The organism is Streptomyces sp. NPDC101490 (assembly GCF_044767145.1).
In the GTDB taxonomy this organism is placed as follows: domain Bacteria; phylum Actinomycetota; class Actinomycetes; order Streptomycetales; family Streptomycetaceae; genus Streptomyces.
The window spans coordinates 27,800-53,833 of record NZ_JBIWNI010000015.1; the positions used below are offsets into that span (position 1 = coordinate 27,800).

Genomic DNA, 26,034 nt, shown 5'->3' on the forward strand with positions numbered 1-26,034 from the left:
GGGCCCTGGGCGAAGCGTCCAGTATCCTGGCTCTTCGGTCGCGCGTATTCCGCGATCCACGCTGCCCACGTTCGGCAGCCTCCCCCCGACGCAGCACGATCCGAAAGCAGGAAGAGCCCTGAGCACGCGCCTCGACCACCGCAACCCCCTCGTGTTCGACACACACGAGCTGGGGCGGCGTCCTGGCTCCCTCCAGCGGCTCTCGCGTTCGATCGAGGCCCCCCAGGACCTCGGCGTCGAGGGAGTGATCGGAGTGCCCGAGGGCTCTTCGGTCGACATCGATCTCCGTCTTGAGTCGGTCATGGAAGGGGTGCTTGTCACAGGCACCGCCCGTGCATCGGCCGAGGGGGAGTGCGTAAGGTGTCTGGAGCCCGTCGAGCTCGATCTCGACGTGGACTTCCAGGAGATGTTCTCGTACCCCGACTCCGACGACCGGGGCCGCTCGAAGGCGGTCGCGGACGACGAAGCCGAGGAAGACGAGAGCATGACCCCCCTCGAGGACGGCATGTTCGACCTCGAACCCATGCTGCGTGATGCGGTGGTGCTCGCACTGCCGATGCAGCCGGTGTGCCGGGAGGACTGTGCGGGTCTGTGTTCCCAGTGCGGAGCCAGCCTGAACGAGAACCCGGACCACCACCATGACGCCGTCGACATCCGTTGGGCGGCACTGCAGGGACTCGCCGGTTCGCTCGGAACCGATGAGAAGGACAACATGAGCGGCAAAGCCTCTGACGGGGACGTCCGAAGCGCCGCCGAGAAGCAGGAGAAGTAGCCGTGGCTGTTCCGAAGCGGAAGATGTCGCGCAGCAACACGCGCCACCGCCGGTCGCAGTGGAAGGCTGCGGTCCCCACCCTGGTTTCGTGTGAGCGTTGCCAGGAGCCGAAGCTCCAGCACATCGCGTGCCCGAGCTGCGGCACCTACAACAAGCGCCAGGTCCTCTCGGTCTGATTGGGCTGGTGAGAGGCGCAATGTCTGAGTCCCGCAAGACGGACGACAAGACGGACCATGCCTCGTCCCACACGCTTCTGGAAGGGCGGCTCGGCTATCGGCTCGAGTCCGCCCTTCTGGTGCGTGCGCTGACCCATCGTTCCTTCGCGTACGAGAACGGCGGTCTGCCCACCAACGAGCGGCTGGAGTTCCTCGGGGACTCCGTGCTCGGCCTGGTGGTCACGGACACGCTGTACCGCACTCACCCCGACCTGCCGGAAGGCCAGCTGGCCAAACTGCGGGCCGCGGTGGTCAACTCGCGTGCGCTGGCGGACGTGGGGCGCGAACTGGAACTCGGCTCCTTCATCCGGCTCGGCCGGGGCGAAGAGGGCACGGGTGGCCGGGACAAGGCGTCCATCCTCGCCGACACCCTCGAAGCGGTGATCGGCGCGGTCTATCTCGACCAGGGTCTCGAAGCGGCGGGTGAGCTGGTGCACCGGCTCTTCGATCCGCTGATCGAGAAGTCCTCGAACCTCGGTGCGGGCCTGGACTGGAAGACCAGTCTCCAGGAGCTCACCGCGGCCGAGGGCCTCGGTGTCCCGGAGTACCTCGTCTCCGAAGAGGGCCCGGACCACGAGAAGACCTTTACTGCTGCCGCCCGCGTCGGTGGTGTCTCGTACGGCACCGGCACCGGCCGCAGCAAGAAGGAAGCGGAACAGCAGGCGGCGGAGTCCGCGTGGCGCGAGATCCACGCGGCCGCCGACGCACGCGCGGCGGCGGCGAAGGCCGCGGCCGAGGCAGGACCGGCGGAGGGCACCACCTCCTCTCCGGCCCCCCACCGGGCATCGGCCTGACGGCCGGTCCCTCGCTTCCCGGAAACCCCGCCCCAGGGCGGGGTTTCCGCGTTCTCACCGGGCCTCGCGGGTGATCCCCCGGCGGTACGCTGGCAGTCCGATCCGAAGACGTCCGGAGGAGTCCCGTGCCCGAGCTGCCCGAGGTCGAGGTCGTCCGGCGCGGACTGGAGCGCTGGGTCGCCGGGCGGACCGTGACCGAGGTCGAGGTCCTGCACCCCAGGGCCGTCCGGCGGCACGTGGCGGGCGGCCCGGACTTCGCCGCCCGGCTGACGGGACAGCGGTTCGAGGCGGCCAGGCGGCGCGGCAAGTACCTCTGGCTGCCGCTCGCCGACTCCGGCACCGCCGTCCTCGGGCACCTCGGCATGAGCGGTCAGCTGCTCGTCCAGCCGGAGGACTCCGCCGACGAGAAGCACCTGCGCGTCCGGGTCCGCTTCGACGACTCCGACGGCACCGAGCTGCGCTTCGTCGACCAGCGGACCTTCGGCGGTCTCTCGCTGCACGACCAGACGCCCGACGGGCTTCCGGACGTCATCGGGCACATCGCCCGCGACCCGCTGGACCCGGAGTTCGACGACGACGCCTTCCAGGGCGCGCTGCGGCTGCGGCGCACCACCGTCAAGCGGGCGCTCCTCGACCAGTCCCTGATCAGCGGCGTCGGCAACATCTACGCCGACGAGGCGCTCTGGCGGGCCCGGCTGCACTACGACCGTCCGACGGCCACCCTGACCCGTCCGCGCTCGGCCGAACTGCTCGGACACGTCCGGGACGTGATGAACGCCGCCCTCGACGCCGGTGGCACCAGCTTCGACAGCCTCTATGTGAACGTCAACGGGGAGTCGGGCTACTTCGACCGCTCGCTCGACGCGTACGGACGCGAGGACGAGCCCTGCCACCGCTGCGGTACGCCGATGCGCCGCCGTCCCTGGATGAACCGCTCCAGCTACTTCTGCCCCCGCTGCCAGCGCCCGCCCCGCCCGACGACGGGCTGACGGGCGGGCCCGCCCGACCGGACCGGCCGGCTGGGGCGCGCTTCGACCGACGGCCCCGGCGCTCTTCGGCTTCCGGGTCGTCTTCCGGCCGCCCGAGCCTTCATCGGACCCGATCCCTCATGGGGTCGTCGCACCCTTCTCGACCCGAGCGTTCATCAGGCCGCCGGGCCTTCCTCGGCCCCTGAGGCGCGCCCGAGAGCCCGAGTGCCCGAGAGGCAGGTCAGCCTCTCGGGCACTTCTCGTTCCCAGGGACCTCGCGGCCCGCTCCCGAGACTCAGACCGAGGCCGTCGCGCGCTCCGTGTCGTAGCTCTCCCTGGCCGCCTCGACCTGGGGCATCCGGCCCTCGACCAGCTCGATCAGACCGATCAGGCGTTCCGCGATCTCGCGGCCGAGCGGGGTGAGCCGGTAGTCGACCCGGGGCGGGTTCGTCGGCTGCGCCTCCCGGTGGACGAGTCCGTCGCGCTCCAGTGCCTGGAGGGTCTGCGACAGCATCTTCTCGCTCACGCCGTCGACCCGGCGCCGCAGTTCGTTGAAGCGGAACGTCCCGTCGTACAGGGCGCCCAGGGTCAGGCTGCCCCAGCGGCCCGTCACGTGTTCCAGGGCTCCGCGCGAGGGACAGGCCCGCGCGAACACGTCGTAGGCGAGGTCGTCAGTCATGCCCCCACCGTACTCCCGTACAGCGCTTACCGCCATGATGGCGCTATCTCATGGCTTGCGCTATCGAAAAGTTAGTGCTTTGCTTTCGGTCATCACCCCGCCGATCTCCGATTCCTAGGAGCACTCCTGTGACCACCCCCGTCGTCTCCGTCGCCTACCACTCCGGCTACGGGCACACCGCCGTCCTGGCCGAGGCGGTCCGTGCCGGTGCCGCCGACACGGGCGCCACCGTCCATCTGATCGACGTCGGCACCCTCACCGACGCCGAGTGGGACCTGCTCGACGCCTCCGACGCGATCGTCTTCGGCTCCCCGACCTACATGGGAACCGCCTCCGGCGCCTTCCACCGCTTCGCGGAGGACTCCTCGAAGCGCTGGTTCACCGGTGCCTGGCAGGACAAGCTCGCCGCCGGGTTCACCAACTCCGGCTCCAAGAGCGGCGACAAGCTGCACACCCTCCAGTACTTCCAGATCCTCGCCGGTCAGCACGGCATGACCTGGGTCAACCTGGGCCTCAAGCCCGGTTGGAACCGCAGCGACGCCTCCGAGAACGACCTCAACCGGCTCGGGTTCTTCACCGGAGCCGCCGCCCAGACCGACTCCGACCGGGGCCCGGACGGCGTCCACAAGGCGGACATCGCCACCGCCGAACACCTCGGCCGCCGTGTCGCGGACACCGCCGCGACCTTCGTGCTGGGCCGTGCCGCCGCCTGAGCCGCGCCGCTGGTCCTCGCCACCGGTCGTGCCGGGTCCCGACGCCCGGCAGGACCGGACGGCCCCCTGTCGGAGGGCGCGCCTAGTATCCGGGCATGAGCATGATCGGTGCGTACTTCCGTGTGACGGCCGCCGGGCTGGCGCGGGCGCTGGATGACCCGGACGGTGCCCTCGCGCACATCGAGGAGGTCCTGGAGGCGGAGGCGGAAGCCGATCCCCCACCGGCCAGGGCCCGGCACTTCTCCACGTACAAGTCCTGGCACCTGCTGGACTTCCTGCTGAAGCGCTCCGGCTTTCCGGTGGACGTCGTCCACGGGGAGGCGCCGCTGGGGGAGAGCGGCGACTGGGGATACGGTCCGCCGCACCACCTCGCCCCCGACCGGGTCCGCCGCGCCGCCGAGGCGCTGGAGGCGCTGACGTACGACCGGCTCCTCGACGGGGTGGACCCGGCGGAACTCGTCGTGGCGGAGGTCTACCCGTCGTCCTGGAACGACCGGGAGGCGCTCGAATGGGGCCGGTACTGGTTCGACGGCCTCAGGCTGTACTTCAGGGCCGCCGCCCGGGACGGCGACGCCGTCATCCTCTGGGTGCACTGACCCCGGAGAGGTCCGGGCCCGGTTCTCGGCACGTCCCTGAGGCCCGCGAGCGTCCCTGACGGCGGCGGGTTCCCGTCGGCCGTACGTCCTACGGCCCCGGTCTCCGCGCGGATATCCGGAGGAGGTGGCTGAGTGCGGTCGTCCGGAGGGGGTGGCTCAGTAGCCGAAGTCCTGGGTCCACCAGGGGCCGCCGTCGCCGAACTGGACGCCGACGCCCAGGGAGGTGAAGTCGCAGTTCAGGATGTTGGCGCGGTGGCCGTCGCTGTTCATCCACGACTCCATCACCGCCGCCGCGTCCGCCTGGCCGCGCGCGATGTTCTCGCCGCCCATGCCCGTGACGCCCGCCTGCTCCGCGCGGGTCCACGGGGTGTCGCCGTCCGGGTCCGTGTGGTCGAAGAAGCCGCGCGCCGCCATGTCCGCGCTGAACGCCCCGGCCAGCGAAGCCAGTCGGGCGTTCGCGCTCACCGGGGCGCAGCCCACCGCGGCCCGCTCGACGTTGACGAGCCGCAGGACCTCCGCCTCGGCGGCGGCGCTCCGGTCGGCGGTCGAAGGGGCCGGGGGCCGCTCGTCGACCGGGGCCTCGGTGGTCGGGGCCGGCTTCGGCGCGGGTGCCTTCGTGGCCGGAGCGGCCGTGGTCCGGGGTGCGGCGGGCTTCGTCGGCGCCTGGGCCTTCGGCGGGGTCGCCGACGGAGTGGGCTTCGTGGTGGGGGTGGGGGGCGGAGTGGGCTTCGTGGTGGGGGTGCCGGAGGGCGTGGCGGTCCTCGTGGTGCCCGCCGTGGTGGCCGCGTCGCCCGCCGGGGTCCGGGTCGCCCCGCCCTGGGTGGTCAGCTCGGGGGCCTGCCGGGACTCGGCGGGCCGCTCGCCGCCCGCGCCGCCGATCGTGAAGGTCTCCCCGCCGGGCAGCAGGCCCGAGGCGACGGCGGCGGCACCGAGCGCGACGGCGGCGGAGGCGCCGAGCAGACCGGTGCGCACGGGGCGCCGCCTGCGACGGGCACCCCGGTGCCGGGGCTCCGCACCGGCCGCGTGGTCCTCCACCGCGGGTGCGGCTCCGGCGCGACGGTGGCGTCCCATCTGCTCTGCCTTCCTGCTGGTCCTGTCGGCCTTTGCTGGGCTTTGCTGTCGGTATCGCCCCGGCCCGTCGATCGAACGGCGCGCGCCCGAACGGGTGAGGCCGAACGGCGCGCGCCCGAACGGGTGAGGCGTGTTCGGTCGGGACTGTAGTCCATGCGCCGCCGGGGCGATGTGCTCATCTGGTGATCCGCCCGTTAGCGTGCAGTCATGAGCGACGACGTACGGATGACCGCCTGGGTGCGCGGCCGGGTACAGGGAGTGGGCTTCCGCTGGTTCACCAGGGCAAACGCGCTGGAGATCGGCGGCCTTCTGGGCTTCGCCCTGAACCTCGACGACGGCCGGGTCCAAGTGGTGGCCGAGGGCCCGCGTGAGAATTGCCACCGTCTGCTCGCCTGGCTCCACTCCGCCGACACGCCCGGACGCGTGGACGGTGTCACTGAGATCTGGGCCACGCCGCGCGGTGGATACGAGGGCTTCGCGATCCGCTGACACGTCCGCGCCACGACTCCGCCCGGTGACCGCGAGGGACCCCGGGCGGACGGTCGGTAACGGGGGTGCGGAGGGGGAAACCTCCTGGTGGTTGCCAAGAAGCGCCCACCGTGGAAGGCTGCCGGGTAAGGATGATCGCGACGCCCCGAGGCACCGAGTCCGAGAGCCCCCGACGCCCCTCGCGTCGGCCCGCACTCCTCGGTCGCCCCTTGGAACGGGGCGTGATCGTGTTGACCGTCAAACTTTTTGGTGAGACTCTGGAAGCCCCGCGCACCTTAGCTGTTTGGCAGTGGAACCGGCACGACAAGCAGTACTGCCGAGCACCGCGGGTGCGAATCCCTCACGACCCACACCGCTTCGGTCGGTCACTCATTGTGGAGGACCATCCATCATGGCAAAGGCGCTTCTCGGTTACGTCGGCGGCTCCGACCCGCGACTCCTCGCCGAGATGCGACGGCTTCAGCAGCGCGTCCAGGACCTCGAATCCGAGCTGGTAAGGATTCAGTCCGAGAACGACTCGCTCGCAGCTGCCGCCGCTCAGCACCAGGGAGAGTCGCTGCTGAACAGCATCGATCTCGACGTACCCCAGGCGGAGCCTGCGCTCACCTGACAACCCAGCCCCCCGGGGCCAGGTGGGAAACACTCACGCCCGGCGCAGCCGTAACCGGCACAGCTGGACACGCAAGGGGCGCTTCGGCGTCCCTTCACTCTTTCCCCCTACCTCTTCACCCGCTGTTTCCCCCGCGTCCCACCCCTTCTCACCCGGGGATCTGCCCTGCGCCTTCGCGGGTGAAACGCGAAGGCCCCGGTAGAGTCCCCGGAGTGCATCTCAAGGCCCTGACCCTCCGCGGATTCAAGTCGTTCGCCTCGGCCACCACCCTGCGTTTCGAGCCGGGCATCACCTGTGTCGTGGGACCCAACGGATCGGGCAAGTCCAACGTCGTGGACGCCCTGTCCTGGGTGATGGGCCAGCAGGGCGCGAAGTCGCTGCGCGGCGGCAAGATGGACGACGTCATCTTCGCCGGAACCACCGGCCGCCCCCCGCTGGGCCGCGCCGAGGTCTCCCTGACCATCGACAACTCCGACGGCGCGCTGCCCATCGACTACGCCGAGGTCACCCTCACCCGCGTCATGTTCCGCGGTGGCAGCAGCGAGTACCAGATCAACGGCGACACCTGCCGACTGCTCGACTTCCAGGACCTGCTCTCCGACTCCGGCATCGGACGCGAGATGCACGTCATCGTCGGGCAGGGGCAGCTCGACTCCGTCCTCCACGCCGACCCGATGGGCCGCCGTGCCTTCATCGAGGAGGCGGCGGGCGTCCTCAAGCACCGCAAGCGCAAGGAGAAGGCGCTGCGGAAGCTCGACGCGATGCGGGCCAACCTTGCCCGTGTGCAGGACCTCGCCGACGAACTCCGCCGCCAGCTCAAGCCGCTGGGCCGGCAGGCGGCCGTCGCCCGCCGCGCCGTGGTCATCCAGGCCGACCTCCGGGACGCCCGCCTCCGCCTCCTCGCCGACGACCTCGTCCTGCTCCGCGGCGCCCTCACCGCCGAGGTCGCCGACGAGGCCGCCCTGCTCGCCCGCAAGGAGACCACCGAGGGCGAACTGGCCCTCGCCCTCGCCCACGAGGCACGCCTGGAGGCGGAGGCCCGGGACCTCGTCCCCCGCCTGGAGAGCGCCCAGCAGAACTGGTACGCCCTCTCCCAGCTGGCCGAACGCGTCCGGGGCACCGTCTCGCTCGCCGACGCGCGCGTGCAGAGCGCCACCACCGCCCCCGCCGAGGAACGCCGCGGCCGCGACCCGGAGGACCTGGAGCGCGAGGCCGCCCGGGTCCGCGGCCAGGAGGCCGAACTCGCGGCCGCCCTGGAAGCGGCGGAGAGCGCCCTGGAGGAGACCGTCGCCCACCGGGCCGGGCTCGAAGAGGCCCTGGCCGCCGAGGACCGCCGCCTCAAGGACCTGGCCCGCGCCCACGCCGACCGGCGTGAGGGCCTCGCCCGGCTGCGCGGCCGGGCCGACGCGGCCCGCTCGCGCGCCGCCTCCGCGCGCGCCGAGATCGACCGGCTCGCCGCCGCCCGGGACGAGGCGGGGGACCGGGCCGTCACCTCCCAGGAGGAGTACGAGCGGCTCAGGGCCGAGGTCGAGGAACTCGACGCGGCCGAAGCCGGACAGCACGAGCGGTACGGGGCCGCCCGCCGCGAACTCGCCGAGGCCGAGACCGAACTGAGCGCCGCCCGCGAGGCCGCGGCCACCGCCGAACGCCGCCGCGCCGCCACCCTGGCCCGGCACGACGCCCTCGCCCTCGGACTGCGCCGCAAGGACGGCACCGGCACCCTGCTCTCCGCCGGACTCGACGGCGTCCTCGGCCCCGTCGCCGAACTCCTCACCGTCACCCCCGGCTACGAGGTCCCCGTCGCCGCCGCCCTCGGCGCCGCCGCCGACGCGGTCGCCGCCACCGGCCCCCGCGCCGCCGCCGAAGCGCTCCGGCTGCTCCGCAAACAGGACGCCGGACGGGCCTCCCTGATCCTGGCCGGTGCCCCCGCACCGGAGCCCGTCCCGGTCCCCGAGGGCCGCCCGCGCGCCGCCGAGCTGGTACGCGGCCCCGAGGAACTCCTCGGCGCCGTCCGGAGCCTGCTCGCCGGGGTGGTGGTCGTCGCCGACCTCGACGAGGCCGCCGACCTGGTCAGGACCCGGCCCGCGCTCACCGCCGTCACCGCCGAGGGCGACCTGCTCGGGGCGCACCTCGCGCAGGGCGGCTCGGCGGGCGCGCCCAGCCTCCTCGAAGTCCAGGCGTCGGTGGCCGAGGCCGCCGCCGAGCTCGACGAACTGGCCGTACGCTGCGAGGAGTCGGCCGCCGCCTGGAGCGAGGCCGAGGAGCGGCGCCGTACCGCAGCCGCGCTCACCGAGGAACTTGACGCCCTGCGCCGTACCGCCGACCGGGAGAAGTCCGACGTGGCCCAGCGGCTCGGACGGCTCGCGGGACAGGCCAGGGGAGCGGCCGGGGAGGCCGAGCGGACGGCCGCGGCCGTCGCCCGCGCCCAGGAGGCCCTGGAGCTGGCCACCACCGAGGCCGAGGAACTGGCCGAGCGGCTGCTCGTCGCCGAGGAGGCGGCCGACGCCGGGGACGACGGGTCCGGGGAACCCGACACCGGCGTCCGCGACCGCCTCGCCGCCGACGGCTCCCACGCCCGCCAGAACGAGATGGAGGCGCGGCTCCAGCTCCGTACGCACGAGGAGCGGGCCAGGGCGCTCGCGGGGCGGGCCGACTCGCTCGACCGGTCCGCCCGCGCCGAACGGGAGGCCCGCGCGCGTGCCGAGCGGCACCGGGACCGGCTGCGCCACGAGGAGCGGGTCGCGGGCGCCGTCGCCTCCGGTGCCCGGCAGCTCCTCGCCCACGCCGAGGTCTCGCTCGGCCGTGCCGAGCGGGAGCGGGTGGCGGCCCAGGCGGCGCGGGCCGCCCGCGAGGAGGGCCTCGCCGCCGCCCGCGCCCGGGGCCGGGACCTCAAGTCCGCGCTCGACGGGCTGACCGACTCCGTGCACCGGGGCGAGGTGCTGGGGGCGGAGAAGCGGCTGCGGATCGAGCAGCTGGAGACGAAGGCCCTGGAGGAGTTCGGGGTGGAGGCGGCCGACCTGGTCGCCGAGTACGGCCCGGACCAGCTCGTCCCGCCCCCGGCGGCCCCCGAGGGGGAGGAGGCGGGGGCCGCCGGGGCGCGGCCCTTCGTCCGTTCGGAGCAGGAGAAGCGGCTGAAGTCCGCGGAACGCGCGTTCCACCAGCTGGGCAAGGTCAATCCGCTGGCCCTGGAGGAGTTCGCGGCCCTGGAGGAGCGGCACCGTTTCCTCTCCGAGCAGCTGGAGGACCTCAAGAAGACCCGTACCGATCTGCTCCAGGTCGTGAAGGAGGTCGACCTGCGGGTCGAGCAGGTCTTCACCGAGGCCTACCGGGACACGGCCCGGGAGTTCGAGGGCGTCTTCTCGCGGCTCTTCCCGGGCGGCGAGGGGCGGCTGGTCCTCACCGACCCCGACGACATGCTCACCACGGGCGTCGACGTGGAGGCCCGCCCCCCGGGCAAGAGGGTCAAGCGGCTCTCCCTGCTCTCCGGCGGTGAGCGGTCCCTGACGGCGGTGGCCCTGCTCGTCTCCATCTTCAAGGCGCGGCCCAGCCCGTTCTACGTGATGGACGAGGTGGAGGCGGCGCTCGACGACACCAACCTCCAGCGGCTGATCGGGATCATGCGGGAGCTCCAGGAGTCCTCGCAGCTGATCGTGATCACCCACCAGAAGCGCACGATGGAGGTCGCGGACGCGCTGTACGGGGTGTCCATGCAGGGCGACGGCGTCTCGAAGGTGATCGGCCAGCGGCTGCGCTGAAGCGGTGAACGGGCCGCGGTTGAAGTGGTGGACGGCGGGAAGGTGTGCGCCACTGGAAGCCCCGGAGACCCCGGACGTCCGGAGAGAGCCACCGGAGGCCCGGGACGCCCGGTGGAAGGACCGTCGCCCCGAGGAGCCCATGTGACCAGCACCGCGCAGGCGCCCCCGCCGTCGCCGGAGGGCCGGGCGGCCCATCCGGACCACCTCGGCCACGTCATCTTCATCACGGCGTCCGCCGCGATGGGCGGCTTCCTCTTCGGCTACGACAGCTCCGTCATCAACGGCGCCGTCGAGGCGATCCGCGACCGTTACGACATCGGTTCCGCCACCCTCGCGCAGGTCATCGCCATCGCCCTGATCGGCTGTGCCGTCGGCGCCGCCACCGCCGGGCGGATCGCCGACCGCATCGGACGCATCCGCTGCATGCAGATCTCCGCGGTCCTCTTCGCGGTCAGCGCGGTCGGCTCCGCGCTGCCCTTCGCCCTGTGGGACCTGGCCCTGTGGCGGATCATCGGCGGCTTCGCCATCGGCATGGCCTCGGTGATCGGCCCCGCGTACATCGCCGAGGTCGCCCCGGCCGCCTACCGGGGCCGTCTCGGCTCCTTCCAGCAGGCGGCGATCGTCATCGGCATCGCCATCTCCCAGCTGGTCAACTACGGCATCCTCCAGCTGGCCGACGGCGACCAGCGCGGCAAGATCGGCGGCCTGGAGGCCTGGCAGTGGATGCTCGGCGTGATGGTCGTGCCCGCGCTCCTCTACGGGATGCTCTCCTTCGCCATCCCCGAGTCGCCCCGCTTCCTCATCTCCGTCGGAAGGACCGAACGGGCCAAGGAGGTCCTCGCCGAGGTCGAGGGGAAGGGCGTCGACCTCGACGCGCGCGTCGCCGAGATCGACCGGGCCATGCGCCGCGAGCACAAGTCGACCTTCCGGGACCTGTTCGCCGAGGGCTCCCGGTTCCGGCTGCTGCCCATCGTCTGGGTCGGCATCGGCCTCTCGGTCTTCCAGCAGCTCGTCGGCATCAACGTGGCGTTCTACTACTCGGCGACCCTCTGGCAGTCCGTCGGCATCGACCCGTCGAGCTCGTTCTTCTACTCGTTCACCACGTCGATCGTCAACATCATCGGCACCGTGATCGCGATGGTCCTGGTCGACCGCGTCGGCCGCAAGCCGCTCGCCCTCGTCGGCTCCACGGGCATGGCGATCGCCCTCGCCTTCGAGGCGTGGGCCTTCTCCGCCGACCTCGTGGACGGCAAGCTCCCCAACACCCAGGGCACCGTGGCCCTGATCGCCGCCCATGTCTTCGTGCTCTTCTTCGCTCTCTCCTGGGGTGTGGTGGTCTGGGTCTTCCTCGGCGAGATGTTCCCCAACCGCATCCGTGCCGCCGCGCTCGGCGTGGCCGCCTCCGCCCAGTGGATCGCCAACTGGGCCATCACCGCCAGCTTCCCGTCCCTCGCGGACTGGAACCTCTCCGGCACGTACATCATCTACGCGGCCTTCGCGGTGCTCTCGATCCCCTTCGTGCTGCGGTACGTCAAGGAGACCAAGGGCAAGACGCTGGAGGAGATGGGCTGACGGGCCCGCCCCCCAGCCCCCGCTCCCGCCCCTGGCCCCCGCCCCCTGCCCTCGGCCCCCGCTCCCGTCCTCCCGGACGCCCGCCCCGGTCTCCTCGTAGGTCCGCCGCCCCGTCCCGGCCCTACCCGGCGAGCCGGGGCAGCGCCTCCTCGCAGAACAGCCGCAGGCTCCGCCAGCCCTCCTCGACCGGCATCCCGCCGCACAGCGGGTGCAGCACCAGGCTCTCCAGGCCCAGCGCCGCGCATTCCTCGGGAGTGACCACCCGGTACACCCCCTCCGCGCGCAGCTCCGCCACCGTCGTCGCCGTCGACCGCACCGCCGAACGGATGTCCTTCGACTGCCAGGAGGCGTACGTCCGCGCCTCGTGCAGGAAGTGCTCCCCGTACTCCGCCCAGGTCCGGTCCGGGTCCTCCGCCAGGTGCAGCAGCGGGGTCTCCTCGGCGGGCATCATCGTCCAGCCCTCCGTGCCGTACTCCGCGCACCGCTCCCGGTAGTACGCCTCCAGCTCCGGCAGGTGCGCGCTGGGGAAGAACGGCAGCCCCAGCCGGGCCGCCCGGCGCGCCGCCGCCCGGGACGACCCGCCGACCAGGAGCAGCGGGTGCGGGCTGGTGAAGGGGCGCGGAGTGATCCGTACCGTACGGCCCCGGTGCTCGAAGGGTTCCCCGGTCCAGGCCGCGAGCAGGGTCTCCAGGAGCTCGTCCTGGAGCCTGCCGCGCCGCCCCCAGTCCACCCCGCGCTCCTCGTACTCCTCCGGCCGGTAGCCGATTCCGGCCACCGTCACCAGACGCCCCCCGCTCAGCAGGTCCAGGACCGCGATGTCCTCGGCGAGCCGCAGCGGGTCGTGCAGCGGCCCGATGATCGCCGAGACGGTCACCGCGATCCGCGTCGTCGCCCCGAAGACCGCGCCCGCGAAGGCGAAGGGGGAGGGGAGCCAGTTGTTCTCGACACCGTGGTGCTCCTCCGTCTGCACGGTGTCGACGGCGTGTCCGTCGGCGTACGCGGCCATGGCGACGGCGGCCCGGTAGCGGGCGGAGAGGGAGCCGGGGGTCGCGCGGGGATCGACGAGGTTGAACCGTACGACGCTGAACGGCATGGGGTCCCCCTTCGCTGGTGGGTGGCGGGGAGGACGGTAGTTGACGATGCGTCAGTTGGGAACGGTTCCGGCACTCCGGCCGCCCTCCGTCCGCTCCGGCGGGCGCCCGCCGGAGTGCCGGACCGCGCTCCGGCGGGCGGGGGCCCCGGGGCGCTCCGCGCGGACGCGGGGGAACCGTCCGGTCCCGGGTGCTCCGCCTCCGGCGCCCGCGTGGCCGATACTGGTCGGGTTATGGAACTCATCCTTGCTGTAGTCATCGCTCTGGTCGTCGCGGTCGCCGTGACGAGCGGGCTCGTGATCAGCGGCCGCAAGAAGAAGCAGCTGCCGCCCGCCGAGCCGCCGTCCACCACGCCGACCATCACCGCTCCGCCCGCCGAACCGCACGTCGGCGAGGAGGCGGAGACGCCGCGGGAGGAACCACGCCGCACGGTCGAGGAGGTCCCGCTCCCCGCCGAGGGGGCCGCCGAGGCGCCCGCGGCCGTCGAGGATCCCGTCGTCGCCGAACCGGCGGCCCCCGAGATCGAGGTCCCCGAGCCCACCGAGGGCCGTCTCGTACGGCTCCGGGCCCGCCTCGCCCGCTCCCAGAACTCGCTCGGCAAGGGGCTGCTGACGCTGCTGTCCCGCGAGCACCTCGACGAGGACACCTGGGAGGAGATCGAGGAGACCCTCCTCACCGCCGACGTCGGTGTCGCCCCGACCCAGGAGCTCGTCGACCGGCTGCGCGAGCGGGTCAAGGTGCTCGGCACCCGCACCCCCGAGGAGCTGCGCGGACTGCTCCGCGAGGAGCTGATCACCCTCCTCGACCCCGACCTCGACCGTGCGGTGCGGACCGACAGCCCGGCGGACGTGCCCGGCGTGGTCATGGTCGTCGGTGTCAACGGCACCGGCAAGACCACCACCACCGGCAAGCTGGCCCGGGTCCTCGTCGCCGACGGCAAGTCCGTCGTCCTGGGCGCGGCCGACACCTTCCGCGCCGCCGCCGCCGACCAGCTCCAGACCTGGGGCGAGCGCGTCGGGGCCCGGACCGTCCGGGGCCCCGAGGGCGGCGACCCGGCCTCGATCGCCTTCGACGCGGTCAAGGAGGGCATCGCGGAGGGCGCCGACGTCGTCCTCATCGACACCGCCGGGCGCCTCCACACCAAGACCGGCCTCATGGACGAGCTGGGCAAGGTCAAGCGGGTCGTCGAGAAGCACGGCCCGCTCGACGAGATCCTCCTCGTCCTCGACGCGACCACCGGCCAGAACGGTCTGATCCAGGCCCGGGTCTTCGCCGAGGTCGTCGACATCACCGGCATCGTCCTGACCAAGCTGGACGGCACCGCCAAGGGCGGCATCGTCGTCGCCGTCCAGCGCGAGCTGGGCGTCCCGGTGAAGCTGATCGGTCTGGGCGAGGGCCCGGACGACCTGGCCCCCTTCGAGCCGGGCGCCTTCGTGGACGCCCTGATCGGCGACTGACCGCGTCTCCCGCGCACGAGAGGGCCCCCGCCACTTCGGTGACGGGGGCCCTTTCGCGCGTGACGGGTCAGTCGTGGGTGCGGTGGCAGATGTACGCCAGGGTGCCCAGCAGTAACCGTGCCTGCGGCGGCGCCCCCGCCGTGTCCAGCGTCGGCGGGCGCAGCCAGCGCACCGGACCGAGACCGCCCAGGTCCGACGGGGGAGCGGTGATGTGACTGCCGGGCCCCAGGCCCCGCAGGTCCAGATCGGCGTCGTCCCAGCCCATCCGGTACAGCAGCTGCGGCAGCTCGGCCGCCGCCCCCGGGGCGACGAAGAACCGGGCCCGGCCGGTCGGCGTCGCGCACACCGGGCCGAGCGGCAGCCCCATCCGCTCCAGACGCACCAGCGCCCGGCGGCCCGCCGCCTCCGCGACCTCGATCACGTCGAAGCTGCGGCCCACCGGGAGCAGTACGGCCGCCCCCGGGTACTCCGACCAGGCCTTGGCCGCGTCGTCGAGACCCGCGCCGGCCGGGACGGGCCGGGCGAAGGAGAGGGGGTGCGCGCCCGGAGCCGTACACGACGCCTCGCCGCAGGAACACCGGCCGGAGACGGCCCGCGCGCCGGGCACCACGTCCCAGCCCCACAGTCCCGTGTACTCCGCCACCGCGGTGCACTCCGTGGTGCGTACGCGGCGGCGTGCGCCGGACCGCATCTCACGAATGCCGATCGTGAAACCCATGTCCCCTCCAACGGGTAGAGCGCGCCGGTGGTTACGACCCGGAGCACCGGCCTCGCCCTTCGTCACGGTCCGTGATCGAACCCGGCGCGTTGTTGTGTGCGGGGTGGCGCGGGCCGGTGCGCGCGCCTCTCCGCGCATCCGTCCGCCGTCTCCGGTTCGTCGCATGTCAAGTGAATCGCGTTCCACGGGCGGCGAGTTCATTCGAAGGGGTGGCGAATGGTGGCGTTTCTTGAATCGCCCTCGTGGGGAGGTGATCGTGGGGTTACTTTCGGTACGCGATCCCCTGGAACACATGCGCGCGTGGGTATGCCGGAGGCAACCCGGTTTCCAGTTCGAAGGAGTACGAACGCCGGACGGGTGCCGTACGACACGGCATTCTGGTAGGGGTTCGCACGACAGGCAATCAGGTGATGGGGGGCGTTCCAGTGGGCGGCAACGGCGGCGCGGACGGTTCGACTGCCGGGAAGCGCCCGAACGAGCAACTCGGTTCGTGGTTCGTCCGCAGCGGCTGGTCCAAGGGCGAACTCGCGCGGCAGGTGAACCGCAGGGCGCGCCAGATGGGCGCGCACCACATCTCCACCGACACCTCCCGCGTCCGGCGCTGGCTCGACGGCGAGCAGCCCCGCGAACCCATCCCGCGCATCCTCTCCGAGCTGTTCTCCGAGCGCTTCGGCTCCGTCGTCGCCGTCGAGGACCTGGGCCTGCGCGCCGCCCACCAGTCGCCCTCCGTCTCCGGCGTCGACCTGCCCTGGGCCGGTCCCCAGACCGTCTCGCTGCTCAGCGACTTCTCGCGCAGCGACCTGATGCTGGCCCGCCGGGGCTTCCTCGGCTCCTCCCTCTCGCTCGCGGCCGGGCCCGCCCTCATCGAACCGATGCAGCGCTGGCTCGTCCCCACCCCCGGCGCCGACACCGAGCGCCCCGACCCGGGCGCCGACGCCCGCCGCCCCAACCGGCTCTCCGAGATCGAACTCGACCTCCTGGAGTCCACCACCGCCATGTTCCGCAAGTGGGACGCCCAGTGCGGCGGCGGACTGCGCCGCAAGGCCGTCGTCGGCCAACTCCACGAGGTCACCGACCTCCTCCAGGAACCCCAGCCCGCCGCCACCGCCAAACGGCTCTTCACCTGCGCCGCCGAACTCGCCGAACTCGCCGGCTGGATGAGCTACGACGTGGGCCTCCAGCCCACCGCCCAGAAGTACTTCGTGCTGGCCCTGCACGCCGCCAAGGAAGCGGGCGACAAGCCCCTCGGCTCGTACATCCTGTCCTCGATGAGCCGCCAGATGATCCACCTCGGCCGCCCCGACGACGCCCTCGAACTCATCCACCTCGCCCAGTACGGCAGCCGGGACTGCGCCACCCCCCGCACCCAGGCCATGCTGTATGCGATGGAGGCCCGCGCCTACGCCAACATGGGCCAGCCCTCCAAGTGCAAGCGGGCCGTCCGGATGGCCGAGGACACCTTCGCCGACGTGGGCCTCGACGGCGAGCCCGAGCCCGACTGGATCCGCTTCTTCTCCGAGGCCGAACTCAACGGCGAGAACTCCCACTCCTACCGCGACCTCGCCTATGTCGCCGGACGCTCCCCGACCTACGCCTCGCTCGCCGAACCCGTCATGGAACGGGCCGTCGAACTCTTCGGGAAGGACCCTGACCACCAGCGGTCCTACGCCCTCAACCTGATCGGCATGGCCACCGTCCACCTCCTCAAGCGGGAACCGGAACAGTCCGTCGTCCTCGCCGAGAAGGCCCTCGGCGTCGCCCGCAGCATCCGTTCCGAACGCGTCAACACCAGGCTCCGCAAGACCGTCGACCACGCCGCCCGCAACTACAGCGACATCGCCGAGGTCGTCCAGCTCACCGACCGGCTCACCCAGCTGCTCCCGGAGTCCGCCGAAGCCGTCTGAGCCCACCGGCCACCCCGCACCAGCCCCACCAGCCCCACTCGGGCCACCGGGCCGCCCCAGACCCCGGCCGCGCCGGACGTCCCGTACCGCCCGACCCGGCTCCCCCGCCGCGAGGTCACACGGACGCCGACGCGGCCGGTTCGCGTCCCCGCCCGAAGCCCCGACACTCCCGCCCCCGGCCCGCCCGCCCTCGGCGCCCCGCCCGCCCGCCGCCTCCCACCGCGCCCGGTCCGCCCGTCGTACCGGCCCCGCCCGCGCCCCGGGCGTTCACCGCCGCGTAACACTCCCCGCCCCTTCGTCACGGCTCCGAAACACCCTGCGGCATCGACGGAAACCGCGCTGCGCCAACCTCTGGCGCATAACCGGCCACTCCGCGCGGCCGGGCCGCCCCCCACCGGCCCGCGCCGCCCCGGCCGCACCGACGACGAGGAGACGCCGATGGCACCAGCCGTCACGACCCTGGCAGCAGAAGCCCCGGGGCTGTCCGCCGCCAACACCGGGTTCATGCTCATCTGCTCCGCCCTGGTCATGCTGATGACCCCGGCACTCGCCTTCTTCTACGGAGGCATGGTCCGCGTCAAATCCACCCTCAACATGCTGATGATGAGCTTCATCAGCCTGGGGATCGTCACGATCCTCTGGGTCCTCTTCGGCTTCAGCGTCGCCTTCGGCACCGACATCGGCTCCCTCGTCGGCTGGTCCTCCGACTACGTGGGACTCAGCGGCATCGGCATCACCGAACTCTGGGACGGCTACACCATCCCGGTGTACGTCTTCGCCGTCTTCCAGCTGATGTTCGCGGTCATCACCCCCGCCCTCATCAGCGGCGCCCTCGCCGACCGCGTCAAGTTCACCGCCTGGGCCCTCTTCGTCACCCTCTGGGCCACGATCGTGTACTTCCCCGTCGCCCACTGGGTCTGGGGCGCGGGCGGCTGGCTCTTCGAGATGGGCGTCATCGACTTCGCGGGCGGCACCGCCGTCCACATCAACGCGGGCGCCGCCGCCCTCGGCGTCATCCTCGTCATCGGCAAGCGCGTCGGCTTCAAGAAGGACCCGATGCGCCCCCACAGCCTCCCCCTCGTCATGCTCGGCGCGGGACTCCTCTGGTTCGGCTGGTTCGGCTTCAACGCGGGCTCCTGGCTCGGCAACGACGACGGCGTCGGCGCCGTCATGTTCGTCAACACCCAGGTCGCCACCGCCGCCGCCATGCTCGCCTGGCTCGCCTACGAGAAGATCCGCCACGGCGCCTTCACCACCCTCGGCGCCGCCTCAGGCGCCGTCGCGGGCCTCGTCGCCATCACCCCGGCCGGCGGCTCCGTCAGCCCCCTCGGCGCGATCGCCGTCGGCGCCGTCGCCGGACTCGCCTGCGCCCTGGCCGTCGGCCTCAAGTACCGGTTCGGCTACGACGACTCCCTCGACGTCGTCGGAGTCCACCTCGTCGGCGGTGTCCTCGGCTCCCTCCTCGTCGGCCTCTTCGCCACCGGCGGCGTCCAGTCCGACGCCAAGGGCCTCTTCTACGGCGGCGGCCTCGAACAACTCGGCAAGCAGGCCATCGGCGTCGTCGCCGTCCTCGCCTATTCTCTGGTCGCCTCCGCGCTCCTCGCCCTGGTCATCGACCGGACGATGGGGATGCGGGTCCCCGAGGACGACGAGGTCTCCGGCATCGACCAGGTCGAGCACGCCGAGACCGCGTACGACTTCAGCGGCGCGGGCGGCGGAGCCTCCTCCCGCTCCACCGCCCCCGCCGCCCCGGCCGTCACGCAGAACAAGAAGGTGGACGCATGAAGCTCATCACCGCGGTCGTGAAGCCGCACCGGCTCGACGAGATCAAGGAGGCCCTCCAGGCCTTCGGCGTCCACGGCCTTACCGTCACCGAAGCCAGCGGCTACGGCCGCCAGCGCGGCCACACCGAGGTCTACCGGGGCGCCGAGTACACCGTGGACCTCGTCCCCAAGATCCGCATCGAGGTCCTCGTCGAGGACGAGGACGCCGAACAGCTCATCGACGTCGTCGTCAAGGCCGCCAGGACCGGCAAGATCGGCGACGGCAAGGTGTGGAGCGTCCCCGTCGAGACCGCCGTACGGGTCCGCACCGGCGAACGCGGCCCCGACGCCCTGTAGGGCATCCCCGGAAAGAACCGCCCGGGGCACTACTTTCCGGGCAGGCACCCAACTGCACCCGAAGGAGCCGCCGGATGAGCACCCCCCACGCCAGCGACGACACCGAACCCACGGCACCCGACGGCTACGCGGCGGCCCGGCTGCTCCTCCTCCACGAGAAGGAGCGGTCCGGGCCGCCGCGCCGCGCCGCCCTCGCCCGCCTCACCGACGACTGGCTGGCCGGACTCCTCGCCGCCGCCGCACCACCCCGGGGAACCGCCCTCGTCGCCGTCGGCGGCTACGGCCGCGCCGAACTCTCCCCCCGCAGCGACCTCGACCTCCTCCTGCTCCACGACGGCAGCGCCGACCGGGCCGCGCTCGCCGCCCTCGCCGACCGCCTCTGGTACCCCGTCTGGGACCTCGGCATCGCCCTCGACCACTCCGTCCGCACCCCCGCCGAGGCCCGCGCCGCGGCCGCCGACGACCTCAAGGTCCACCTCGGCCTCCTCGACGCCCGGACCGTCGCCGGGGACCACGGGCTCGTCGCCGCCCTGCGCACCACCGTCCTCGCCGACTGGCGCAACCAGGCCCCCCGCCGCCTCCCCGAACTCGACGCCCTCTGCCGCGAGCGCGCCGAACGCGCCGGAGAGCTCCCGCACCTCCTCGAACCCGACCTCAAGGAGGCCCGCGGCGGCCTCCGCGACGCCCAGGCCCTCCGCGCCGTTGCCGCCTCCTGGCTCGCCGACGCCCCCCGCGAGGGCCTCGACACCGCCCGCCGCCGCCTCCTCGACGCCCGCGACGCCCTCCACCTCACCACCGGCCGCGCCACCGACCGGCTCGCCCTCCAGGAACAGGACGCCGTCGCCGGGGAACTCGGCCTCCTCGACGCCGACACCCTGCTCCGCGAGGTCTACGAGGCCGCCCGGACCATCTCGTACGCCTCCGACGTCACCTGGCGCGAGGTCCACCGCGTCCTCAAGGCCCGCTCCGCCCGGCCCCGCCTCCGGGCCCTCCTCGGCACCCGCGCCCCCGGCCGGGCCCCCGCCGCCCGCACCCCGCTCGCCGAAGGCGTCGTCGAGACGGACGGCGAGGCCGGTCTCGCCAGGACCGCCCGGCCCGAACGCGACCCCGTCCTCACCCTGCGCGCCGCCGCCGCGGCCGCCCAGTCCGCCCTGCCCCTCTCCCCGCACGCCGTCCGCCACCTCGCCGCCCACGCCGCACCCCTCCCGGTGCCCTGGCCCGCCGAGGCCCGCGAGGAACTCGTCACCCTCCTCGGCGCGGGCGAGGCCACCGTCCCCGTCTGGGAGGCCCTCGAAGCCGAAGGGCTCGTCACCCGCCTCCTGCCCGACTGGGAACGCGTCCGCTGCCGCCCCCAGCGCAACCCCGTCCACACCTGGACCGTCGACCGCCACCTCGTCGAGACCGCCGTCCGCGCCTCCTCCCTCACCCGCCGCGTCGGCCGCCCCGACCTCCTCCTCGTCGCCGCCCTCCTCCACGACATCGGCAAGGGCTGGCCCGGCGACCACTCCGTCGCGGGCGAGACCATCACCCGCGACCTCGCCGCCCGCATCGGCTTCGACCGCGCCGACACCGCCACCCTCGCCACCGTCGTCCGCCACCACCTCCTCCTGATCGAGACCGCCACCCGACGCGACCTCGACGACCCCGCCACCGTCCACGCCGTCGCCACCGCCGTCGGCACCCTCGGCACCCTGGAACTCCTGCACGCCCTCACCGAGGCCGACGCCCTCGCCACCGGCCCCGCCGCCTGGTCCGCCTGGCGCGCCCAGCTCGTCGACGACCTGGTCAAGAGGGTCACCGGAGTCCTCGCGGGCGAGCAGCCGCCCGACCCCGAGGCCGCCGCCCCCCGCGCCGACCAGGAACGCCTCGCCGTCGAGGCCCTGCGCACCGGCGAACCCGTCCTCACCCTGCGCACCCGCGCCGAGCAGCCCCTCGACCCCGACACCCCCGAACCCGTCGGCGTCGAACTCCTCATCGCCGTCCCCGACCGGCCCGGCGTCCTGCCCGCCGTCGCCGGGGTCCTCGCCCTCCACCGGCTCACCGTCCGCGCCGCCGACCTGCGGGCCGTCGCCCTCCCCGGGGTGCTCGGCACCGGCACCGGCACCGTCGTCGTCCTGGACTGGCGGGTCGCCGCCGAGTACGGCTCCCTGCCCGAGGCCGCCCGGCTCCGCGCCGACCTCGTCCGCGCCTTCGACGGCACCCTCGACATCGCCGCCCGCCTCGCCGAACGCGAGGCGGCCCACCCCCGCCGCCGGGGCCTCGCCGCCCCGCCGCCCCGGGTCACCGTGGCCGCCGAGGGCTCCCGCCTCGCCACCGTCATCGAGGTCCGCGCCCAGGACGCCCCCGGCCTCCTCCACCGCGTCGGCCGCGCCCTGGAGGGAGCGGCGGTACGGGTCCGCAGCGCCCATGTCTCGACCCTCGGCGCCAACGCCGTGGACACCCTGTACGTGACCCGCCCCGACGGCACCCCGCTCCCCGACGAGGAGGCGATCGACCTGGCCCGCGCCCTGGAGACGGCCCTGCGCTGAGGGTCCCGCGGGCCCGGTCCGACCGTAGCGGGCCGCCCCGCCCCCGGGCCGGATAGTCTGGGGGCGACCATCCGCCCCGACCCGAGGACCGCGACCACCGTGTTCGATACGCTTTCCGACCGCCTCAGCGCGACTTTCAAGTCCCTCCGGGGCAAGGGCCGCCTCACCGAGCAGGACATCGACAGCGCGGCCCGGGAAATCCGTATCGCCCTCCTCGAGGCCGATGTCGCCCTGCCGGTCGTCCGCGCGTTCATCTCCCGGGTCAAGGAGCGGGCCCTCGGCGCCGAGGTCTCCAAGGCGCTGAACCCCAGCCAGCAGGTCATCAAGATCGTCAACGAGGAGCTCGTCTCCATCCTCGGCGGCGAGACCCGGCGGCTGCGGTTCGCCAAGACCGCGCCCACGGTGATCATGCTCGCCGGTCTCCAGGGCGCCGGCAAGACCACCCTCGCCGGAAAGCTCGGCCTCTGGCTCAAGGGCCAGGGCCACTCCCCGCTGCTCGTCGCCTGCGACCTCCAGCGCCCCAACGCCGTCACCCAGCTCTCGGTCGTCGCCGACCGCGCGGGCGTGGCCTTCTACGGCCCCCAGCCGGGCAACGGCGTCGGCGACCCGGTCCAGGTCGCGAAGGACTCCATCGAGTACGCGCGGACCAAGATGTACGACGTCGTGGTCGTCGACACCGCCGGCCGCCTCGGCATCGACCAGGAGCTGATGCGGCAGGCCGCGGACATCCGCGACGCCGTCAGCCCCGACGAGGTGCTCTTCGTCGTCGACGCCATGATCGGCCAGGACGCGGTCAACACCGCCGAGGCCTTCCGCGACGGCGTCGGCTTCGACGGCGTGGTGCTCTCCAAGCTCGACGGCGACGCCCGCGGCGGTGCCGCGCTCTCCATCGCGCACGTCACCGGCAAGCAGATCATGTTCGCCTCCAACGGCGAGAAGCTGGACGAGTTCGACGCGTTCCACCCGGACCGCATGGCGTCCCGCATCCTCGGCATGGGCGACATGCTCTCCCTCATCGAGAAGGCGCAGCAGACCTTCGACGAGGAAGAGGCCGCCAAGATGGCCTCGAAGCTCGCCTCGAAGCAGGGCCAGGAGTTCACGCTCGACGACTTCCTGGCGCAGATGGAGCAGGTCCGCAAGATGGGCTCCATCTCGAAGCTCCTCGGGATGCTGCCCGGCATGGGCCAGATGAAGGAGCAGATCGCCAACATCGACGAGCGGGACGTCGACCGCACCGCCGCCGTCATCAAGTCGATGACCCCGGCCGAGCGCCAGGACCCGACGATCATCAACGGCTCCCGCCGCGCCCGTATCGCCAAGGGCTCCGGCGTCGAGGTCAGCGCGGTCAAGAGCCTGGTCGAGCGGTTCTTCGAGGCCCGCAAGATGATGTCCCGGATGGCGCAGGGCGGCGGTCTCCCCGGTATGCCGGGCATGCCCGGCATGGGCGGCGGGCCCGGTCGGCAGAAGAAGCAGATCAAGCAGGCCAAGGGCAAGCGCAAGAGCGGCAACCCGATGAAGCGCAAGGCGGAGGAGCAGGCGGCGGCCGACCGCCGCGAGCAGGCGCAGCAGGGCGGCGCGTTCGGCCTCCCGGCGGCCGGGCAGACCCCGCAGGACTTCGAGCTGCCGGACGAGTTCAAGAAGTTCATGCAGTGACCCGTGCGGCCCGTGGGACCGGGCCGCGAGGTCATGAGACGCGACGAGGCCGCGAGGCCCCGAGCGGGAGGGGCCCGGGACGGGGTACGCAGCCGTCGCGGGCCCCTCTTCTCTGCCCGGGCGGCCGGGTCCGCTCTCCGCCTCCTCCGGGACGGCCGGGTGTCCGCTCTCCGCCTTCTCCGGGGCGGCCGGGTGTCCGCTCTCCGCCTCCTCCGACGGTCCGGGCCGCCCTTCGCCTTCCGGGGCGGTGCCGACCGCCCTTCGCCCGTGCGCGACCGCCCCCGGCCCCCCGTCACCCCTCGGGACCGTCCGCCGTGCCGCCCACCGCCCGCTCTTCGATACTGGGGCCACTGCCGCCCCGAGGAGAGCCACGTGGCCAACCCCGTACCCCCGCGCGACCGGACCGACCAGCCCTGGCGCTCGGAAGGGGCACCGCCGCCCCCGCCGCCCAAGCGCCGGATGCCGGGCGGCTGGCGCAGCCTGGTACTCACCGCGCTCGTGGTCTATCTGCTCGCCAACATCGTCCTGTCGTTCTTCAACGAGGGCGGCGGCCCGACGATCTCGTACACCGAGTTCGACAAGCAGGTGGCCGCGGGGAACGTCTCCAAGATCTACTCCAAGGGCGACGCGATCCAGGGAGAGCTGAAGAACAAGCAGCCCGTCCCCGACGGCAAGGGCGACTACACCAGGTTCCAGACCCAGCGCCCGGCCTTCGCCGACGACAACCTCTGGGCCCAGCTGACCCAGCAGAAGGTCACCGTCACTGCCGAGCCCGTCGTCCAGGAGCGCAGCTTCCTCGCCAACCTCCTCATCTCCCTCGCCCCGATGCTGCTGCTCGTCGTGCTGTGGGTGTTCATCGCCCGCCGGATGAGCGCGGGCATGGGCGGCGCGGGCGGAATGCTCGGCCGCAAGACCCCGCCCAAACCGGTCGAGCTCGAAGGCGAGCAGCGCACCACCTTCGCCGACGTCGCGGGCATCGACGAGGTCGAGGGCGAACTCAACGACGTCGTCGACTTCCTCAAGAACCCGCAGGCGTACCGGGAGATGGGCGCCAAGATGCCCCGGGGCGTCCTCCTCGCGGGACCGCCCGGAACCGGCAAGACGCTGCTCGCCCGCGCGGTCGCGGGCGAGGCGGGGGTGCCGTTCTTCTCCGCCTCCGCGTCCGAGTTCATCGAGATGATCGTCGGCGTCGGAGCCTCCCGGGTGCGCGAACTGTTCGCCGAGGCCCGCAAGGTCGCCCCCGCGATCATCTTCATCGACGAGATCGACACCATCGGCCGGGCCCGGGGCGGCGGCTCCGGCATGGGCGGCCACGACGAGCGCGAGCAGACCCTCAACCAGATCCTCACCGAGATGGACGGCTTCACCGGCTCCGAGGGCGTCATCGTGCTCGCCGCCACCAACCGGGCCGACGTCCTCGACCCGGCCCTCACCCGGCCCGGCCGCTTCGACCGGGTCGTCCACGTCAACCCGCCCGACCGGGGCGGCCGCGAGGCCATCCTGAGGATCCACACCCGGGAGATCCCGCTCGCCGGGGACGTCGACCTGGAGCAGGTGGCCCGCACCACCCCCGGCATGACCGGCGCCGAACTCGCCAACCTCGCCAACGAGGCCGCGCTCCTCGCCGTGAAGCGGCAGCAGAAGGCCGTCACCCAGTCCGACCTGTCCGACGCCCTGGAGAAGGTCCAGCTCGGCGCGGAACGACCGCTGGTCATGCCCGACGAGGAGCGGCGCAGGACCGCCTACCACGAGAGCGGGCACGCCCTCCTCGGGATGCTCCAGCCCGGCGCCGACCCCGTCCGCAAGATCACCATCGTGCCGCGCGGCCGGGCCCTGGGCGTCACCCTCTCCACCCCCGACGCCGACAGGTACGCGTACACCGAGGAGTACCTGCGCGGCCGGATCATCGGCGCCCTCGGCGGCATGGCGGCCGAGCAGGTCGTCTACGGGGTCGTCACCACCGGCGCGGAGAGCGACCTGGAGCAGGTCACCAACATCGCCCGGGGCATGGTCGGCCGCTGGGGCATGAGCGAGACCGTCGGCCGGCTGACCGCGATCCCGGCCGACGCCCAGCAGGCGTACGGGCTCTCGGCCGCCCCGGCGACCCTCGACACCGTCGACGCGGAGATGCGCCGGATCGTCGACGAGTGCTACGAGAGCGCCCTGCGGCAGCTCGGCGAGAACCGGGGCCGCCTGGACGCGCTGGCCGCCGCGCTCCTGGAGAACGAGACCCTGGACGAGGCCGCCGCCTACCGCGCGGCGGGCATCCCCCGCCTGCGCAAGGAGGACGGCGGGAGCTGAACAGCCGAACAGGGGAGCGGCCACGACG

At 73.0% G+C, this 26,034-nt stretch carries 21 protein-coding genes; 17 read left to right on the plus strand and 4 right to left on the minus strand.

Annotated elements, in window-relative coordinates:
- The first annotated feature begins 151 nt into the window (after positions 1 to 151).
- The 4 genes from ACIRQY_RS24175 to mutM all read left to right on the plus strand — a co-directional run bounded on the left by ACIRQY_RS24175 (position 152) and on the right by mutM (position 2,770).
- On the plus strand, positions 152 to 772 hold the full coding sequence (locus ACIRQY_RS24175) for a YceD family protein (RefSeq protein WP_403929096.1): 621 nt from the start codon (positions 152 to 154) through the stop codon (positions 770 to 772).
- A gap of 2 nt (positions 773 to 774) precedes the next feature.
- Complete coding sequence (gene rpmF / locus ACIRQY_RS24180; RefSeq protein ID WP_015036448.1) at positions 775 to 948, plus strand: 50S ribosomal protein L32; 174 nt, start codon at positions 775 to 777, stop codon at positions 946 to 948.
- Between the two features lie 20 nt (positions 949 to 968).
- A complete protein-coding gene (rnc, locus tag ACIRQY_RS24185) occupies positions 969 to 1,781 on the plus strand; it encodes a ribonuclease III (RefSeq protein WP_403929099.1) in 813 nt (270 codons plus the stop codon).
- Positions 1,782 to 1,906: 125 nt separating this feature from the next.
- A complete protein-coding gene (gene mutM, locus ACIRQY_RS24190; RefSeq protein WP_403929101.1) occupies positions 1,907 to 2,770 on the plus strand; it encodes a bifunctional DNA-formamidopyrimidine glycosylase/DNA-(apurinic or apyrimidinic site) lyase in 864 nt (287 codons plus the stop codon).
- Positions 2,771 to 3,044: 274 nt separating this feature from the next.
- On the opposite strand, the gene ACIRQY_RS24195 is transcribed toward mutM, so the two are convergent.
- Positions 3,045 to 3,428 (minus strand): helix-turn-helix domain-containing protein, encoded by a 384-nt coding sequence (locus ACIRQY_RS24195; protein WP_351787285.1) that lies wholly within the window; start codon positions 3,426 to 3,428, stop codon positions 3,045 to 3,047.
- Between the two features lie 128 nt (positions 3,429 to 3,556).
- Between ACIRQY_RS24195 and ACIRQY_RS24200 the strand changes: the two genes are divergently transcribed.
- Together ACIRQY_RS24200 and ACIRQY_RS24205 are read left to right on the plus strand one after the other, a co-directional pair.
- Complete coding sequence (locus ACIRQY_RS24200) at positions 3,557 to 4,141, plus strand: flavodoxin family protein (protein WP_403929105.1); 585 nt, start codon at positions 3,557 to 3,559, stop codon at positions 4,139 to 4,141.
- 95 nt (positions 4,142 to 4,236) lie between these two features.
- Positions 4,237 to 4,737 carry a YfbM family protein gene (locus ACIRQY_RS24205; protein ID WP_403929107.1) on the plus strand — a complete coding sequence of 167 codons (501 nt, stop codon included), beginning with the start codon at positions 4,237 to 4,239 and terminating at the stop codon, positions 4,735 to 4,737.
- Between the two features lie 156 nt (positions 4,738 to 4,893).
- Here ACIRQY_RS24205 and ACIRQY_RS24210 read toward each other — a convergent pair whose 3' ends face one another.
- Positions 4,894 to 5,808, minus strand: a complete 915-nt coding sequence (locus tag ACIRQY_RS24210) for a CAP domain-containing protein (RefSeq protein WP_403929110.1) — start codon at positions 5,806 to 5,808, stop codon at positions 4,894 to 4,896.
- Positions 5,809 to 6,015: 207 nt separating this feature from the next.
- On the opposite strand from ACIRQY_RS24210, the gene ACIRQY_RS24215 reads away from it, so the two are divergent.
- From ACIRQY_RS24215 to ACIRQY_RS24230, 4 genes are all read left to right on the plus strand, one after another.
- Entirely contained in the window at positions 6,016 to 6,297 is a 282-nt protein-coding gene (locus ACIRQY_RS24215) for an acylphosphatase (protein WP_351787273.1), read from the plus strand.
- A 391-nt stretch (positions 6,298 to 6,688) separates the two neighbouring features.
- Positions 6,689 to 6,907 carry a hypothetical protein gene (locus ACIRQY_RS24220; protein WP_015036455.1) on the plus strand — a complete coding sequence of 73 codons (219 nt, stop codon included), beginning with the start codon at positions 6,689 to 6,691 and terminating at the stop codon, positions 6,905 to 6,907.
- Positions 6,908 to 7,119: 212 nt separating this feature from the next.
- Positions 7,120 to 10,662 (plus strand): chromosome segregation protein SMC, encoded by a 3,543-nt coding sequence (gene smc, locus ACIRQY_RS24225; protein ID WP_403929114.1) that lies wholly within the window; start codon positions 7,120 to 7,122, stop codon positions 10,660 to 10,662.
- Positions 10,663 to 10,803: 141 nt separating this feature from the next.
- Entirely contained in the window at positions 10,804 to 12,234 is a 1,431-nt protein-coding gene (locus tag ACIRQY_RS24230) for a sugar porter family MFS transporter (protein ID WP_351787266.1), read from the plus strand.
- A 121-nt stretch (positions 12,235 to 12,355) separates the two neighbouring features.
- On the opposite strand, the gene ACIRQY_RS24235 is transcribed toward ACIRQY_RS24230, so the two are convergent.
- Positions 12,356 to 13,327, minus strand: a complete 972-nt coding sequence (locus ACIRQY_RS24235; RefSeq protein WP_403929117.1) for an LLM class flavin-dependent oxidoreductase — start codon at positions 13,325 to 13,327, stop codon at positions 12,356 to 12,358.
- Positions 13,328 to 13,558: 231 nt separating this feature from the next.
- Here ACIRQY_RS24235 and ftsY point away from each other — a divergent pair, with 231 nt between their 5' ends.
- The gene (ftsY, locus tag ACIRQY_RS24240) at positions 13,559 to 14,782 is read left to right on the plus strand and encodes a signal recognition particle-docking protein FtsY (RefSeq protein WP_351787260.1); all 1,224 of its coding nucleotides are present in this window, start codon (positions 13,559 to 13,561) and stop codon (positions 14,780 to 14,782) included.
- A gap of 67 nt (positions 14,783 to 14,849) precedes the next feature.
- Here the strand turns inward: ftsY and ACIRQY_RS24245 are convergent, their stop codons facing one another.
- Positions 14,850 to 15,500, minus strand: coding sequence for a bifunctional DNA primase/polymerase (locus ACIRQY_RS24245; protein WP_351787257.1), 651 nt, complete (start codon positions 15,498 to 15,500; stop codon positions 14,850 to 14,852).
- Between the two features lie 410 nt (positions 15,501 to 15,910).
- Here ACIRQY_RS24245 and ACIRQY_RS24250 point away from each other — a divergent pair, with 410 nt between their 5' ends.
- The 6 genes from ACIRQY_RS24250 (at position 15,911) to ftsH (ending at position 26,006) form a co-directional block, all read left to right on the plus strand.
- Complete coding sequence (locus tag ACIRQY_RS24250) at positions 15,911 to 17,404, plus strand: hypothetical protein (RefSeq protein WP_351787254.1); 1,494 nt, start codon at positions 15,911 to 15,913, stop codon at positions 17,402 to 17,404.
- A 438-nt stretch (positions 17,405 to 17,842) separates the two neighbouring features.
- Positions 17,843 to 19,189: an ammonium transporter gene (locus ACIRQY_RS24255; RefSeq protein ID WP_403929122.1), complete on the plus strand. Its 1,347-nt coding sequence runs from the start codon at positions 17,843 to 17,845 to the stop codon at positions 19,187 to 19,189.
- Entirely contained in the window at positions 19,186 to 19,524 is a 339-nt protein-coding gene (locus ACIRQY_RS24260; protein WP_015036464.1) for a P-II family nitrogen regulator, read from the plus strand. Before ACIRQY_RS24255 ends, ACIRQY_RS24260 begins: the two co-directional genes overlap by 4 nt.
- A 74-nt stretch (positions 19,525 to 19,598) precedes the next feature.
- Complete coding sequence (locus tag ACIRQY_RS24265) at positions 19,599 to 22,052, plus strand: [protein-PII] uridylyltransferase (RefSeq protein ID WP_403929125.1); 2,454 nt, start codon at positions 19,599 to 19,601, stop codon at positions 22,050 to 22,052.
- Positions 22,053 to 22,151: 99 nt separating this feature from the next.
- Positions 22,152 to 23,705, plus strand: a complete 1,554-nt coding sequence (ffh, locus tag ACIRQY_RS24270; RefSeq protein WP_403929128.1) for a signal recognition particle protein — start codon at positions 22,152 to 22,154, stop codon at positions 23,703 to 23,705.
- A gap of 372 nt (positions 23,706 to 24,077) precedes the next feature.
- The gene (gene ftsH / locus ACIRQY_RS24275) at positions 24,078 to 26,006 is read left to right on the plus strand and encodes an ATP-dependent zinc metalloprotease FtsH (protein WP_351787242.1); all 1,929 of its coding nucleotides are present in this window, start codon (positions 24,078 to 24,080) and stop codon (positions 26,004 to 26,006) included.
- Positions 26,007 to 26,034 lie beyond the last annotated feature (28 nt).

Excerpts from the sequence above, each read along its gene's own strand:
- ACIRQY_RS24260 (WP_015036464.1), top strand. The coding sequence starts at position 19,186 with ATGAAGCTCATCACCGCGGTCGTGAAGCCGCACCGGCTCGACGAGATC.
- rnc (WP_403929099.1), top strand. The coding sequence starts at position 969 with ATGTCTGAGTCCCGCAAGACGGACGACAAGACGGACCATGCCTCGTCC.
- ftsY (WP_351787260.1), top strand. The coding sequence starts at position 13,559 with ATGGAACTCATCCTTGCTGTAGTCATCGCTCTGGTCGTCGCGGTCGCC.
- ACIRQY_RS24210 (WP_403929110.1), bottom strand. The coding sequence starts at position 5,808 with ATGGGACGCCACCGTCGCGCCGGAGCCGCACCCGCGGTGGAGGACCAC.
- ACIRQY_RS24205 (WP_403929107.1), top strand. The coding sequence starts at position 4,237 with ATGAGCATGATCGGTGCGTACTTCCGTGTGACGGCCGCCGGGCTGGCG.
- ACIRQY_RS24215 (WP_351787273.1), top strand. The coding sequence starts at position 6,016 with ATGAGCGACGACGTACGGATGACCGCCTGGGTGCGCGGCCGGGTACAG.
- ACIRQY_RS24195 (WP_351787285.1), bottom strand. The coding sequence starts at position 3,428 with ATGACTGACGACCTCGCCTACGACGTGTTCGCGCGGGCCTGTCCCTCG.
- ACIRQY_RS24255 (WP_403929122.1), top strand. The coding sequence starts at position 17,843 with ATGGCACCAGCCGTCACGACCCTGGCAGCAGAAGCCCCGGGGCTGTCC.
- ACIRQY_RS24250 (WP_351787254.1), top strand. The coding sequence starts at position 15,911 with ATGGGGGGCGTTCCAGTGGGCGGCAACGGCGGCGCGGACGGTTCGACT.
- ACIRQY_RS24235 (WP_403929117.1), bottom strand. The coding sequence starts at position 13,327 with ATGCCGTTCAGCGTCGTACGGTTCAACCTCGTCGATCCCCGCGCGACC.
- ACIRQY_RS24220 (WP_015036455.1), top strand. The coding sequence starts at position 6,689 with ATGGCAAAGGCGCTTCTCGGTTACGTCGGCGGCTCCGACCCGCGACTC.
- ACIRQY_RS24265 (WP_403929125.1), top strand. The coding sequence starts at position 19,599 with ATGAGCACCCCCCACGCCAGCGACGACACCGAACCCACGGCACCCGAC.
- ACIRQY_RS24245 (WP_351787257.1), bottom strand. The coding sequence starts at position 15,500 with ATGGGTTTCACGATCGGCATTCGTGAGATGCGGTCCGGCGCACGCCGC.